The sequence below is a fragment of the Rhodovarius sp. genome (assembly GCF_040399605.1).
In the GTDB taxonomy this organism is placed as follows: domain Bacteria; phylum Pseudomonadota; class Alphaproteobacteria; order Acetobacterales; family Acetobacteraceae; genus Rhodovarius; species Rhodovarius crocodyli_A.
The window spans coordinates 66,993-81,429 of record NZ_JBBARU010000003.1; the positions used below are offsets into that span (position 1 = coordinate 66,993).

At 65.8% G+C, this 14,437-nt stretch carries 13 protein-coding genes; all 13 read left to right on the top strand.

Annotated elements, in window-relative coordinates; translation table 11 throughout:
• The first annotated feature begins 7 nt into the window (after positions 1-7).
• The 13 genes from ABWP84_RS02000 (at position 8) to ABWP84_RS02060 (ending at position 14,432) form a co-directional block, all read left to right on the top strand.
• Positions 8-727, top strand: coding sequence for an FkbM family methyltransferase (locus ABWP84_RS02000; protein ID WP_353210318.1), 720 nt, complete (start codon positions 8-10; stop codon positions 725-727).
• Positions 728-758: 31 nt separating this feature from the next.
• Positions 759-1,553: a hypothetical protein gene (locus ABWP84_RS02005; RefSeq protein WP_353210319.1), complete on the top strand. Its 795-nt coding sequence runs from the start codon at positions 759-761 to the stop codon at positions 1,551-1,553.
• A 59-nt stretch (positions 1,554-1,612) separates the two neighbouring features.
• Entirely contained in the window at positions 1,613-2,242 is a 630-nt protein-coding gene (upp, locus tag ABWP84_RS02010) for a uracil phosphoribosyltransferase (protein WP_353210320.1), read from the top strand.
• 77 nt (positions 2,243-2,319) lie between these two features.
• Positions 2,320-3,561: an ABC transporter substrate-binding protein gene (locus ABWP84_RS02015; RefSeq protein WP_353210321.1), complete on the top strand. Its 1,242-nt coding sequence runs from the start codon at positions 2,320-2,322 to the stop codon at positions 3,559-3,561.
• Positions 3,562-3,570: 9 nt separating this feature from the next.
• Positions 3,571-4,473 carry a branched-chain amino acid ABC transporter permease gene (locus ABWP84_RS02020; RefSeq protein ID WP_353210322.1) on the top strand — a complete coding sequence of 301 codons (903 nt, stop codon included), beginning with the start codon at positions 3,571-3,573 and terminating at the stop codon, positions 4,471-4,473.
• Positions 4,473-5,423, top strand: a complete 951-nt coding sequence (locus ABWP84_RS02025; protein ID WP_353210323.1) for a branched-chain amino acid ABC transporter permease — start codon at positions 4,473-4,475, stop codon at positions 5,421-5,423. Before ABWP84_RS02020 ends, ABWP84_RS02025 begins: the two co-directional genes overlap by 1 nt.
• On the top strand, positions 5,390-6,205 hold the full coding sequence (locus ABWP84_RS02030) for an SDR family oxidoreductase (protein WP_353210324.1): 816 nt from the start codon (positions 5,390-5,392) through the stop codon (positions 6,203-6,205). Before ABWP84_RS02025 ends, ABWP84_RS02030 begins: the two co-directional genes overlap by 34 nt.
• Complete coding sequence (locus tag ABWP84_RS02035; RefSeq protein ID WP_353210325.1) at positions 6,202-6,960, top strand: ABC transporter ATP-binding protein; 759 nt, start codon at positions 6,202-6,204, stop codon at positions 6,958-6,960. The genes ABWP84_RS02030 and ABWP84_RS02035 overlap by 4 nt, the downstream gene beginning before the upstream one ends.
• The gene (locus ABWP84_RS02040) at positions 6,957-7,661 is read left to right on the top strand and encodes an ABC transporter ATP-binding protein (RefSeq protein WP_353210326.1); all 705 of its coding nucleotides are present in this window, start codon (positions 6,957-6,959) and stop codon (positions 7,659-7,661) included. The genes ABWP84_RS02035 and ABWP84_RS02040 overlap by 4 nt, the downstream gene beginning before the upstream one ends.
• A gap of 166 nt (positions 7,662-7,827) precedes the next feature.
• Positions 7,828-9,057: a glycosyltransferase gene (locus ABWP84_RS02045; protein WP_353210327.1), complete on the top strand. Its 1,230-nt coding sequence runs from the start codon at positions 7,828-7,830 to the stop codon at positions 9,055-9,057.
• A 119-nt stretch (positions 9,058-9,176) separates the two neighbouring features.
• Positions 9,177-11,348 carry a peptidase domain-containing ABC transporter gene (locus tag ABWP84_RS02050; protein ID WP_353210328.1) on the top strand — a complete coding sequence of 724 codons (2,172 nt, stop codon included), beginning with the start codon at positions 9,177-9,179 and terminating at the stop codon, positions 11,346-11,348.
• Positions 11,341-12,702 (top strand): HlyD family type I secretion periplasmic adaptor subunit, encoded by a 1,362-nt coding sequence (locus tag ABWP84_RS02055; RefSeq protein WP_353210329.1) that lies wholly within the window; start codon positions 11,341-11,343, stop codon positions 12,700-12,702. The genes ABWP84_RS02050 and ABWP84_RS02055 overlap by 8 nt, the downstream gene beginning before the upstream one ends.
• Positions 12,699-14,432 (top strand): SEL1-like repeat protein, encoded by a 1,734-nt coding sequence (locus ABWP84_RS02060; RefSeq protein ID WP_353210330.1) that lies wholly within the window; start codon positions 12,699-12,701, stop codon positions 14,430-14,432. Before ABWP84_RS02055 ends, ABWP84_RS02060 begins: the two co-directional genes overlap by 4 nt.
• The last annotated feature ends 5 nt before the right edge of the window (positions 14,433-14,437 follow it).

A 14,437-nucleotide genomic window follows, 5' to 3' on the forward strand; every position in this document is an offset into this window, starting at 1 on the left:
ATCGGCCATGGATGAATTGGGCTTTCACCGCGCGCTCTACCGCCCGGGGCTGTTATTGGATGTGGGTGCGCATGATGGCGCCTTCACCCTTCCCTTTGCGGCCCTGCCGGGCAGCCGGGTGCTGGCTTTCGAGCCATTGCCCAGCGCCTATGCCCGGCTGGAGGCAGCCCTCGCCCCCTGCCCGCCGCATGTAACGCTGCGCCGCGCGGCGCTGGGCGATGCTCCGGGCGAGATCACCCTGAGCGTGCCGGTGGTGAAGGGCGTGGCGCAGGAGCAATGGGCCAGCATCGCCAAGGGTTACGCCCAGCATGAGGGGGTGGAGGAGCAGCGCCACAGCGTGACCGTCCTCACCCTGGACAGCCTGGGGCTGAGCGACCTCACCCATGTGAAGCTCGATGCAGAAGGCGCCGAATACGAGGTGCTGCGCGGGGCGCGGGAAACCCTCACCCACTGCCGGCCGGTGCTCTCGGTTGAGATCGAAGAGCGCCATAGGGCGGGTTCGACCCATGCGGTGCCAGCCTTCCTCGATGGGCTGGGCTATGAGGGTTTCTGGCAGCAGGGCGGTGAATGGCGGCCCATGGCCAGCCTCGACCGGCAGCGCCTGCCCAAGGCCAGCCCGAACCCGTCGGTGTTTGAGCATATCGAGGATTACATCTTCGTGTTCTATTTTCTGCCGCGCGAGCATGCGGTGGCCATGCTTGCGCGAATGCCTCCCCCACCGGGCTGACAGTGGCGGCAAAGCGACCCATCTTCCGACCATGCCCTTTCCCCCCATCACCATCACCGAGCGCCTGCTGCACGCGGTGAAGCGCCTGGAGGTGACCACACAAGCCGGCATTCGCCTGGCCACCGGCTATTGCTGCCAGGTGCCGGTGAATGCGGAGCGCAGCCTGCCCGCCATCATCACCACCCGCAATGCGCTGGCACAGGCGAGCGCGGTGACTTCGCGCTTCCACCTTGCCGGGCCCGAGGGGCCGCTGCGGGAAAGCGCCATCCTGCGGATGGAGGGGGAGACGCTGAACATCGTCCTGCACCCCAAGCCTGGGGTGGATCTGGCAGCCTTGCTGCATGCGCGGGCGATCACGACCTGGCAGGAGGCCAATCCGGGGCGGCAACTCTTCAGCCAATGGCTGGATGAGGGCGCCTTCTTCCCTGAGGATCGTTGGGAGGAGTTGGATATGCAGGAGAGTGTTGCGGTGATCGGCGCGCCGGACAAACTCTGGGATGAGTGCAACAACCTGCCGCTGCTGCTGGCCGGCAGCACCGCCAGCCATCCGCTGCTGGACTATAATGGCCAACCGGAATTCGTGGTGAGTGCGCGCATGCTGCCGGGCATGTCCGGCGCGCCGGTGCTGCTGCAACAGGTGGGCGCACGGGGCAGCCGGACGCCCGAGGCCTTCGCCCAACGCAGCCGCTTTGGCCTGCTGGGCACGCTGCGCGGTGGCATGGGGGCGGACCCGCATGGGCTGGGGCTGGTGGTGAAGGCGCGCGAGACCATAAGCCTGCTGGAGAGTATCCGGGCGGATGTGGCGGGGCGGTTGAAGCCCAATTGAACGGCGGTGTTATCGTCAGCCGCCCGCTCTCACGATCGACCACCTCAGGGATCACCCAGATGCCGAATGTCCATGTCATCAGCCACCCTCTGGTGCAGCACAAGCTGACCCTGCTGCGCCAGGTGGAGCGTTCCACCCAGGGCTTTCGTCGCCTGGTGAACGAGATCTCCATGCTGCTGGCCTATGAGGTGACGCGGGACCTGGCCTTGGAGATGACCGAGATCGAGACACCGCTGACACGCATGGCTTCGCCCATCCTGGCCGGCAAGAAGCTGGTCTTCGCCCCCATACTGCGCGCCGGGGTGGGGTTTTTGGATGGTATGCTGGAGTTGGTGCCGGCCGCGCGCGTCGCCCATATTGGGCTGTATCGAGACCCCGCCACGCTGCAGGCCGTGGAATATTACTTCAAGGCGCCGCCCGATGTGGCTGAGCGGCTGGTCATTGTGCTCGACCCCATGCTGGCCACGGCCAATTCGGCGGTGGCCGCGGTGGATCTGCTGAAGGCGCGCGGCTGCCGGGCCATTCGCATGGTCTGCCTGCTCGCAGCGCCAGAGGGCATTGCGCATTTCCATACGCGTCACCCCGAAGTGCCTATCTGGACCGCCGCGACCGACAGCCATCTCGACGCGCATGGCTATATCGTACCCGGTCTGGGCGATGCGGGGGACCGGATTTTCGGCACAAGGTGAGTGGGATTTGACAGCGCTTCCGCCGCCAAACTAGGGTCTAGTCAAGTCTATAAACGAAGAATGCCAGGGAGACGACCATGTCCTTCACATTGCCACGCCGCGCCGCGCTTGCGGGTGCCGCTGCCATCACCGGTTTCCCCCGGCTGGGCTTCACCCAGCCCCGCCAGCCCATCAAGGTGGGCGTGCCGACCATTCTGTCGGGCCGCGTGGCGCAGCTTGGCATCTCATCGCGCAATGCGATGCAGATCGAGGTGGACCGGTTCAATGCCGAAGGTGGGCTCGATGGCCGGCCGATTGAACTCGTGGTGCGCGACAGCCGCGGCACCCCGGCCGAGGCGGCCCGCCTGGCGCGCGAGATGATCAGCAGCGAGGGCTGCGAATTCCTTCTCGATGCCGAGGCCTCCTCGGGTGGCTTTGCGGTGCATGAGGTGGTGCGCGAGACCGGCACGCTGACACTGCACGTCAATTCCGAAACCTCATCGCTGACCGCCGACCCGCGCCAGCGTTTCTGGAACGCGTTTCGCGTGGCACGCCAGGGCATTCACGATTCCATCGCCGGCGGCGACTATGCCTCCAAGGTCGCGCGCGCGAGAAACCTGCGCCGCTGGATGACCGTTGCGCCCGATTATGCCTATGGCCGCGACACGACCGCGGAATTCGTTGAATACCTCAAGTATTTCCATTCCGAGGTGCAGGTGGTGGGCGATACCTGGCCGCGCCTGTTCCAGCCCGACTATACCGAGAACATCACCCGCCTCAGCCAAGGTCGCCCGCAGGCGATTTATTCCTGCCTCTGGGCGGGCGATCTGGTGACCTTTGTGGAACAGGCCTCGCTGTTTGGCCTCTTCGCCAATTCCGCCTTCTTCGCGGTGAATATGGCTGATTACACGACCTTGCAGCAGATCCGGAACCTGCCGCGCGGGGTGCATTCGGGCAATCGCTACCTGAAGAATTTCCCGAACGTGCCCGGCAATCTCGATTTCGCCACCGAGTATAACCGGCGCTTCAATACCTTCCCGACCAATTGGTCCTGGCAGTCGGCCACCGCCGTGCGGCTGCTGGGCAAGGCCATGCGCGATGCGGGCGGCACCACGCCCCGCGCGGTGGCGGCCAAGCTGGCCGGCATGCGCATCGCAAGCCCCTTCGGCGCCGATGGCCATGTGACCATGCGCGCCGAGGACCAGACGCTGGTGGGCTATGCCATCGGCTGGGGCGTGACCATCCCGGCGGACCCCTTTGTGGAAAACATGCAGCCCTCCAACTGGGCCGATATTTTCCGCCTGGAGGCGGAATGGAAACGCAACAAGGGCTGGAACTGACGCCAACACATGGAACTGACTGAACTGGCCGAATGCGTCACCTCGCTCTCCTGCCTGGTGACGCAAAGTGCGGCGGGGCTGACCATTGGCATGCTGCTGTTTCTGGTGGCCTCCGGCCTCACGCTGATCTTCGGCGTGCTGGGCTTGGTGAATTTCGCCCATGGCAGTTTCTACATGATGGGCGCGTATTTCGCCCTTGCCGCCTATGGCGTGACTGAGAGCTTCGCCGTGGCCGTGCTGGCGGGCATTGTGGGCGCGGCGCTGCTCGGGCTGGTGTTTGAGCGCTTCCTGCTCAGCCGGATTTACGGCCAGGATGTGCTGATGCAGTTGCTGGTTTGCTACGGCATCATTCTCATCCTTGATGATGCGGTCAAAATCATCTGGGGGGCGGATTTCCGCTCGATGGGTGTGCCGGATTCGCTGCGTCACCCGCCCTTTATCATTGCCGGCGGGGTGGTGCCGTATTTCTATGCCATTCTCTTCGCCATCACCGCGGTGATCGCGGCCGTGCTGGCCTTTGGCATGGGGCGCACCCGCTTTGGCCGCATCGTGCGCGCGGCGGCCATTAACCCTGGCATGGTCGGCGCGCTGGGGATCAATACCACCTTGGTTTATGCCTCGGTCTTCGCCATTGGTGCGGGGCTGGCGGGGGCGGCGGGGGCGCTGTCGGCGCCGATCCGCTCGGTGGTGGCCGGGGCTGGGGTTTCCATCCTCATCGAGAGCTTCATCGTGACGGTGATTGGCGGCATGGGCAGTATTGGTGGCGCTTTGGCGGCCTCGCTGATTTTGGGCTTCACCCGTTCCTTTGGTTCGATTGGCTTTCCGCTCTTTGTCGAGGGGGCGATGTTCATCATCATGGCGCTGGTGCTCATCCTTCGGCCCAGTGGGCTGGGCGGGAGGCGGGGGTCGTGATGGCGCGGGATATTCTGCTGGCGGGCGTGATATTGGCCGGCTTTCTGGGGCTGGAATTCACCGGGCTGGGCTCATCGGGCCTGCTTGATTTCGCCATCCGTTTTGCGATTTTTGGCCTGCTGGCCATGTCGCTGAATTTGCTGATCGGCACGACCGGCCTCGTCTCCTTCGGCCATGCCGCCTATTTCGGTATGGGGGCCTATTCCTTTGGGTTGCTGATGCAAAGCGGCGGCTGGTCCATCCCCGCCGCCATCGCCGTCGCCATTTTGGCAACCGCGCTGCTGGCGCTGGTGGTGGGGGCGCTTTGCGTGCGGCTTTCGGAGATTTATTTCGCCTTCCTCACCCTGGCCTTTCAGATGCTGCTGCATTCGCTGATCCTTTCCTGGATCGGGCTGACCGGCGGCGACCAGGGGCTGATGGGCGGCATCCCGAAGCCAGCCTTTTGGGGCATTGAACTGGCCAAGCCGGCGCATCTGGCCGGGTTTGGCATGTTCTGCCTGCTGCTCTCGGTGGTGCTGCTGCGGCAGATCATCCGCTCGCCCTTTGGTGCGGCATTGCGCATGCTGCGCGACAACCCGGATCGTGCCGGGTTTCTGGGGCTTTCGGTTTATCGTTATCGGCTGGCCGCCTTTGTCATCGCCGGCGCCTTTGCCGGCCTCTCGGGTGTGTTGATGAGCCTTTATGTCTCCGGTGCCTTCCCCACCTTCGCCTTTTGGACCACCTCGGGCGAGGCGATTTTCATGATCATGCTGGGCGGCATCCAGGTCTTTCTGGGGCCGCTGGTCGGCACCGCGATTTTCCTCCTCCTCAATGACTGGATCACGGCGCTGACCGAGCATCACGGCCTCTTCATGGGCACCATCCTGCTGATCATCACGCTGGGGCTGCGAAAGGGGCTGCTGGATTTTGTGATGGAATGGCGCGCGGCACGCCGCAGGGCCGCGCCATGATGATCGCCGTGGTCACCGGCGGCGCGAGCGGCATTGGCGCCGCCTGCGCCCGCATGCTTGCTGCGCGCGGCCATCGGGTTGTGGTGGCCGATCGCGATGGACCGCGTGCGGCGGCGCTGGCGCGGGAGATCGGCGGCATTGCCATCACCCTCGATGTTGCCACCCAGGCGGCGAATGAGGCTGCGGCGGCCGAGATTGAAACCACGCTCGGCCCGGTGGAGATCCTGGTCACCTCCGCCGGCGTGATCCAGCGGCCGCTGCGCGCCGAGGACCTGCCGGAGGAAGAGGTCCGCCGCGTCATCGATATCGACCAGATCGGCACCTGGAACTCCGCCGTGGCCTTTGGCACCCGCATGGCCCGGCGCGGGGCGGGCAGCATTGTCACCATCGCCTCCATTGCTGGCATGCGGGCCATGCCGCTGCATGCCTATGCGCCGGCCAAGGCGGCGGTGATTGCCATGACGCAAAGCCTGGCCGCCGAATGGGGCCGCTCGGGCGTGCGGGTGAATGCCGTCTCGCCCGGCTTTACCCTCACCCCGGCACTGGGTGCGGCGATTGATGCCGGCGAGCGTGACCCCTCGCTGCTTGAGGCCACCAGCGCCTTGGGCCGCATGGTCACGCCTGAGGATATCGCCGAGGCGGTGTGCTTCCTGGCGTCAGATGCGGCGCGCAGCATCACCGGGGTGAACCTGCCGGTGGATGCGGGCTGGCTCACCGCCGGCTCCTTCGCCAGCTATGGCGGCCTGCCGCCGGCGCGCGGCAATAGCCGAGGCGTCCCATGAGCGGCGGCCTGCTCGAACTGCGCCAGCTGCGCAAGAATTTCGGCGGCGTGGTCGCCACCAATGATGTCAGCCTGCGCTTCGAACCTGGCACGCTCTCGGCGATTATCGGCCCCAATGGCGCGGGCAAGACCACGCTGTTTCACCTCATCACCGGCAAGCTGCCGGTGAGCGGTGGCGAGGTGTTGCTCGATGGCAGCGCCATCACCGGGCTGGATCGCACTGAGATTGTACGCCGCGGTATTGGCCGCGCCTTTCAGGTGGCCAATCTGTTTCCAAGCTTTGTGGTGCGCGATGCGCTGGCTGCGGCATTGATGGCCCATGCCGGCCGCACCGCCTCGCTGGCCCGAAGCTTTCCGCCGCGCGATGTGGCCGAGCGCGCCGATGAGGTGATGGAGCTTTGCGGCCTCGCCCATCTGGCCGGCACCGAATCCCGCCATCTTTCGCATGGCGACCAGAAATTGCTCGACATCGCCCTCGCCCTGGCGCTCGACCCCAAGGTGCTGCTTCTGGACGAACCCACCGCCGGCATGGGCCCCGATGAGCGCTGGCGGATGATCGAGCGGGTGCATGGGCTGTGGCTGGCGCGCGGGCTCACCCTGGTCTTCATCGAGCATGACATGGATATCGTCTTCAAGATCAGCCAGAGCGTGCGGGTGCTGCGCTATGGCGCCGTGCTGGCCGAGGGCACGCCGGATGAGATTCGCCGCAACCCCGCCGTGATCGAGGCCTATCTGGGCGAGGAGCACGCGCTGTGAGCGAACTTTTGGTGGAGGGCCTCGACGCAGCCTATGGCGCGAGCCAGGTGTTGTTTGGCGTCAGCCTTTCAGTCGAGCGGGGCGAGACGCTGGCGCTGATGGGCCGCAATGGCGCGGGCAAGAGCACCACCTTCAAGGCCATTGCCGGCATTCTGCCGCCGCGTGCCGGGCGGGTTATGGTGCGCGGGGTGGATGTGGCGGGCCAGAAACCCTATCGCATCGCCCGTGCCGGCATCGCCTTCGTGCCGGAGGATCGGCAGGTCTTCCCCGAGCACACGGTGGAGGAGAACCTCGAGATTGGCGAGCGCGCCGGCCTGGGCGGGCGGGAATGGAATCGCGCCCGCGCCTTTGAGATATTCCCCATGCTCGCACCGCTGCGCAACCGCATGGCCGGGCGCCTCTCGGGGGGTGAGCAGCAGATGCTCACCATTGCCCGCTCCCTGATGGGCAACCCCTCGGTGCTGCTGCTCGATGAACCCTCGGAGGGGCTGGCACCGCTGATTGTGCGCGAGATTGGCCATCTTATTCTGCGCCTTCGGCAATTGGGCACCACCATCATCCTGGCCGAGCAGAACAGCCGATTCTGCCTGGGTGTGGCCACCTCCGTCGCGGTGATTGACCGTGGTGCGATCGCCTGGCGCGGCAGCGTGGAGGAATTCCGTGCCGATCCGGCGGTGCAGGCGACCTATTTGCAGGTCTGAATTTCGTTAATCTTAGCGAAATTTGCATTCCTGGGTTGTAAATTATAAAGATTTAAGTGAATAAGACTGCATGGTGCCATCATGACGATGCGCCAGCGTCTGCCGCAATAGGCGGTGGCGCTGCCCAAGCCTGCGCTGGCGCGGGCGCAACACGTGCCGGAGCAGAATGCGCTTCCTCTTCGTCCATCAAAACTGCCCGGGCCAATATGTGCATTACCTGCGCCACCTGCTGGCCCGCGGCGGGCATGAGGTGTTTTTTCTGACGGCACCCAATGGCAATGAGATACCGGGCCTGCGCAAGGTAAATTATCTGCCGCAGGCCGCCTCCACCCCTGGGATTCATCCCGATGCGGTGGATTTTGAGTCGGGGATGATCCGCGCTCGCAGCGCCCATGACCGGGCCCTGCAACTGGCCGGCATGGGCATGCGGCCCGATGTCATCATCGGCCATAATGGCTGGGGCGAAATGCTGCATATGCGCGATATATGGCCGCAGACGCCCTCCATCGCCTATTTTGAATTCTTCTATCAGAGCCATGGGCTGGATGTGGATTTCGACCCGGAATTCCCCATGGCGCCGGAAAAGCGCGCCCAGGTGCGGGTGAAGAACGCGATCAATCTGCTGGGGCTGGAGGCCACGACCATCGGCCAAACCCCCACCTATTTCCAGCGCGCCACCTATCCGGCCTGGGCGCAGGACAAGATCGAGATGATCCCCGAGGGCGCGGCTTTGGAGATGTTCCGCCCCGATCGCGCTGCGAGTTTCGCCCTGCCCGCCGCGCGGCGGCGCTGGCGGGCCAGTTCGGGGCGCCGCCTGCTCACCTTCGTTGCGCGCAATCTGGAACCCTATCGCGGCTTTCATGTCATGCTGCGCGCGCTGCCGGCGATCCTCGCCGCCACGCCCGATCTGGATGTGGTGCTGGTGGGCAGCGATGGTGTCTCCTATGGCGCCGCCTGCCCGTCGGGCAGTTGGAAGGCGCATTTCCTCGCCGAAGTCGGCCCCAGGCTCGATCTGCGGCGGGTCTTCTTCGCCGGGCATCTTGAATATGGGGAGTATCGGCGGCTGCTGCAGGTCTCGGCCGCACATGTCTATCTGACCTACCCATTCGTCGCGTCATGGTCGCTGCGGGAGGCCTTGGCCACCGGTTGCGCCATCATCGGCAGTGACACCGAACCGGTGCGCGAATTCATCACCCATGAACAGAACGGGCTGCTAGTGCCCTTTCACGACGCAGCGGCCTTGGCTGAGGCGGTGACGCGCATGCTGGCCGATGCCGCCTTGGCGGAGAGGTTGCGGGCCGCGGCGCGGGACTTCGCGGCCGCCCATCTCGACCTGGCGCAGCACCTGGCGGCGATGGATGGGTTGGTCGCGCGTGTCACCGGGATGCAGCCCTGAGATGAGCCCAGGAAGTCCAGAGCATTCCCCGGTAATAGAATATAGTTTTTTATGATGAATAAGCTGAACAAACAACAGCCAACAGCGGCTGAATGATGCTGCTGAAGGAGCAACCGCCCTTGGATCATGCCCTGTTCCGCAACGCCAAAATCATCGGCCTCGCCGCCGCTGCGGCCCGGCTGGGGGTAGAGCTTGACCGGCAGATGGTGGCCCTACTCGAGCAGGCGGAGGTGGTAGAGCCGGCCGCCTTGGTGCGCTGCGCCGTCGATGCCGGCATCCGCGCCAAGGCGCTGCGGCTGCGCTGGAAGGACATGCTCAGCCTGGCCCGTTCCGGCACCCCCACCTTGCTGCTGCTGCATGATGAGGGTGCAGCCCTGCTCGATGGCGCCACACCCGACAATGCCGCCCTGCTGCTCAGCAACCCATTGCTGCCCGATGCCGAAAGCGCGCGGGAGGCGTTTGACGAATTTCGCCTACAGTCGATTTGGACCGGTGTTGCGATCATCCTGCGCCCCGGCGCGGGCCAGCGGGTGGAAGATGGCCCGCTGACCGTCGGCACGCTGATCCAGGAGGTGATGACGGAAGGCGCCCTGTTCCGTGACATCGGCATCGCCTCCCTGGTGATGGCCTTCCTGAGCGTGGCCCCGCCGCTGCTGATGATGGCGGTGGTGGACAGGGTGCTGGTCTATCAAAGCTGGGGCACGCTGACCTTGCTCTTCATCGCCATCGCCATCATCGCCTTGCATGACACGCTGTTGGGTTATGCCCAGCGCAGCCTGCTGGCAGTGGCGGCGGCGCGCATTGATACCCGCATGAGCCTCTTCGTGATGCAGCGCATCCTGCGCCTGCCGCAGGATTTCTTTGAGAAGATGCGGGTGGGGGAAATCACGAGCAGCGCCTTCTCGGTCAATAAGGTGCAGGAATTTCTCACCGGACCGGTGTTCAAGGCGATCCTGGACCTGATCACCCTTCTGGTCCTGCTGCCGGTGCTGTTCTGGATCAATGCCACATTGACCTGGTTCGTCATTGGCTGCGCTGCCCTGATCGGGGTGATCATCATGGTCTTTCTGCCCGCCGTCGCCCGCGCCCATGGGCGGCTGATCAAGGCCAGCATCGAAAAGGGTTCCACCCTTTACGAAACCATCGCCGGCATGCGCACCGTCAAGGTCCTGGCGCTGGAACCCAAGCAGGCGGAGGCGTTCAATCAGAACACAGCCGAGGTGGCGCGGGCCAGGCTCGATATGGCGCGGGTCTCCAACTGGCCGCAAACGCTCACTGCCCCCATCCAGCAATTCATGACGCTGGGCCTGCTCGCCGTGGGCTGCCTGATGGTGCTGCAGGGCGATGCCGCGACCGCCGGTTCGCTGCTCGCTTTCTTTATGATGTCGGGCCGCGTGGCCGGGCCGATGGTGGCGCTGGCCAGCCTCACCGAACGCTGGCAGGAGGCGAAGACATCCATCCACGAGGCCGGCCGCATCATGAGCCAGCGGCCCGAACGTGCCGCGGGCCAGATTGGCATCAGGCCGCAATTTCAGGGCCATATCCGCTTCGAGGAGGTCACCTTCCAATATCCCGGCACGCTTTCACCCGCACTCGAAAAGGTCAGCTTTGACATCCCTGCCGGCACCTTTGTCGGCGTGGTCGGCCGCAGCGGTTCGGGCAAGAGCACCATCACCCGGCTGATCCAGGGCATCTCCACCGGCTATTCCGGCCTGCTGAAGGTGGATGGTGCGGAGCTGCGCGAGATCGATTTGCGCCATCTTCGGCGCAATCTGGGCGTGGTGTTGCAGGATAATTTCCTCTTTCGCGGCACGATCCGCGAGAATATCGCCGCCGGGCGCCAGGGCATCACGCTGGAGAAAATCATCCATGCCTGCCGCATGGCCGGGGCCGAAGAATTCATCGAACGCCTGCCCCGCGGCTATGACACCTTCATCGAGGAAGGCTCGCCCAATATCTCGGGCGGCCAGCGCCAGCGCTTGGCCATTGCCCGCGCCTTGGTGATCGACCCGGCGATCCTGGTGCTTGATGAGGCGACCAGCGCGCTCGACCCGGAAAGCGAGGCGCTGGTCAATGCCAATATGCTGCGCCTCGCCCGTGGGCGGACCATGCTGGTGGTCTCCCACCGCCTATCCGCGCTGATCGACGCCGACCTGATCCTGGTGCTGGACCGCGGCAAGGTCGTCGATCTTGCCCCGCATGCCGATTTGCTCGCCCGCTGCGAGATCTACCGCAAGCTCTGGCTGCAGCAGAACCGCGCTCCCGCCCAGAAGGTGATCATCGATGGTTGAGACCCTGCAACGCAGCCCCCCCGCCGTGACGAAGGAGCCCCTGAACCTCGTCGCGCTGGAATTCGTATCACCCAGCGCGGCCGTCATCGCCAAGCCACCGCCGCGCTTCGCCCGCAATGTGATCTGGATCCTGGCCTCGCTCTTCGCCAGCATTGTGGCCTTGATGGGGCTGCTGCCGATCGAGCGCGTGGTGGTGGCCCGCGGCCGCCTCATCGCCACCACCCCCACCATCCTGCTGCAGCCGCTGGAAGCCTCCATCGTGCGCAGCTTTGAGGTCCGCGCCAATCAGGTGGTGCGGGCGGGCGAGTTGATCGCCCGGCTCGACCCCACCTTCACCGGCGCCGATCTCGCTGCGTTGGAGAACCAAAATGCCAGCCTGCAGGCCGAGGTTGACCGGCTGGAGGCCGAGGCCGGCGGCCAGAACTATCTCGGGGGGGCCACCACCCAGGCCGCCTTGCAAGCCGCCATTTTCGCCCAGCGCGCGGCCGAGCGCGCCTTCCGCCTGGAAAATTTCCGCCAGCGTATCAATAGCCTGGACGAGATCAAGCAGCGCGCCGAGGCCGAGTTGCGGCAATTGCGTGACCGTCAGGTGATCAGCACCCAGATCGAGGCCATGCGCCGCGAACTTGAACGCGTCCAGGTTGGCAGCCGCCTGCAATCCCTCCTCGCCGCCGATAGCCGGTTGGAAATCCAGGGCCAGATGGCCAGCGCCGAAGGTATGGCGCGCGGTGCCCAGCGCGATGCCCAGGCCATCGCCGCCGAGCGGGAGGCCTATATCACCAGCCTGCAAACCCAGATCTCGCAGGATCTGGCAGAGCGTCGGCGCGCGTTCTCCGAAGCACGGGAAAATCTCACCAAGGCACGGTTGCGAAGCAGCCTGGTTGAAATGCGGGCGCCGACTGACAGCGTGGTGCTTGAAATCGGCAAAAGCTCGGTCGGTGCGGTGCTGGCGCCGGGCGAATTGCTGGTTTCTCTCGTGCCGCTCAATGCCGAGTTGGTGGTGGAAGGCCAGGTGGCGGCGCAGGATCTGGGCTTCGTCGCGATCGGTGACCGGGTGACGATCAAGTTCGACAGCTTCCCCTATATCCGCCACGGCTTCGGCCATGGCCGGGTGCAGACCATCAGTGAGGATGCCTTCCGCCAGGACCCCGACACAAGGCAGCCGCTGCAAATGCCCTTCTTCCGCAGTCGCATCTCGATCGATGAACTTGCCATGCGCAACCTGCCCAATGAGTTCCGCCTCGTGCCCGGCATGCCGGTCACGGCGGATATCATCATCGGCCAGCGCACCATTCTGGGTTACCTGTTCCAACGCATTCTGCCGCCGCTGCAGGAAGGCATGCGCGAGCCATGAGCGACCGGCGCAAAGATGGCTGGAGCGGCGCATTGCGGCGGGCCTTTGGCACCAGCCCACAAGCGGCCCGGGCAGAGGATGCGCCCGCGCTTGGCCCGGCGCAGGGCGATTTGCGCCGCGCCATGGCCGATGCCCGCGCCGGCAAGCCTCAGGCGCAAAAACGCGTCGCCGCCGCCTATCTGCGCGGCGAGGGTGTGCCGCCAAACCCGGCCGAAGGCGTGCGCTGGCTGGAAGCCGCCGCCCAGGCCGGCGATGGTGAGGCACAGGCAAGCCTGGCCACCATGCTGTTTCGCGGCCTCACGGCGCCGCCACGCTCGGGCGCTTTTGGCCAGGCCGGCGTCAGTGCCGATCCCGCCCGTGCCCGGGCGCTCGCCCAGCAGGCGGCCGAGGCGGGGGAAAGTGATGGCCAGGCGCTGCTGGGCTATCTCTGGAGCACCGGCGAGGGTGGCCCGCGCGATTACGAGCGGGCCGCGTGTTTTTACGAGCAGGCGGTGGCTGGCGGCAGTATGCAGGCGGCACTCGGCCTTGGGCTCATCCGTCTGCTGGGCCTCGATGGGGTGACGGATACGGCGCGGGCCGCGGCCCTTCTCACTCGCGCGGCTGAGGCTGATGTTGCCACCGCCATTTATGTGCTCGGCACGCTGCATGAGGCGGGGGTGCCGCCCATCGCCCCCGATGAGGCCGCCGCTGCCAGCTTCTACAGGCGCGCGGCCGAGGCCGGGGTCAGGCCCGCCAAGGCACGGCTCGGCCTTGCTTTGATGCATGGCTGGGGCGTTGCGCGCAACATGCCTGCCGCCGAGACCTGGCTGCGCCGCGCCGCGTTGGAGGGCGATGCCGAGGCCGCGGCCATCGTGGGCGACCTGCAATGCGATAGCAGCCACGGCGTGCCCAACCTGCTCGAAGCGGCCGGCTGGTATCAAATGGCGGCCGAGCAGGGCCATCGCCTGGCCGCGCGCAAGCTGGGGCTGATGTATCTGGCCGGGCGCGGCGTGTCCGCCGATGCCGAGACGGCGATGCGCTGGCTGGAAAAGGCGGCCGAGGCGGGCGACCGTGTCGCCGTCTTCGACCTTGGCATGGCAGCGACTGAGAGCGAGGGCGGTGCGCGGGTGATGGCCAGCCTGCTGCCCAGGCTGCGCGGCCTGGCCGAGGAAGGCGACCCCGTGGCCGCCTATAACCTTGCCGTCTGCCTGCACAATGGCAGCGGCGTCGCCGCCGATCCGGGTGAGGCGCGGCGATGGCTCGAAAAATCCGCGCCGCATGTGGTCAATGCGGCCTATTGGCTGGGCCGATTGCTGGTTGATGGCGCAATGGGGCCGCCCGCGCCGGAAGCCGCCCTGCCCTGGCTGCGCCGCGCCGCCGCCGAGGGCATGCCCGACGCGGTCGCGCTGCTGGCTGATATGACGCTCAATGGCCTGGGTTTGCCGGCCGATGCCATGGCGGCCCTGGAGCTTTTCATCCAGGCGGCCCATTCCGGCCATGTCGGTGCGGCCTTCGCCTGTGGCGCGCTGCTCGGCGGCGGCCATCCGGTGCCCGAGGACAGGCCGCGGGCCGAGCGCTTCTTCCGCCAGGCGGCCCAGCAGGGCCATCCCAGGGCGCAGATGATGCTGGGGCGCTACCTGCTGCGCGGCCTGGGCGGCACGCGGGATGCGGCACAGGCCGCGCAATGGCTGGAGAAGGCAGCATTACAGGGCGTGGAGGAGGCGCGGGCGATGCTGAAAGCTGCGGGTTAGAACGT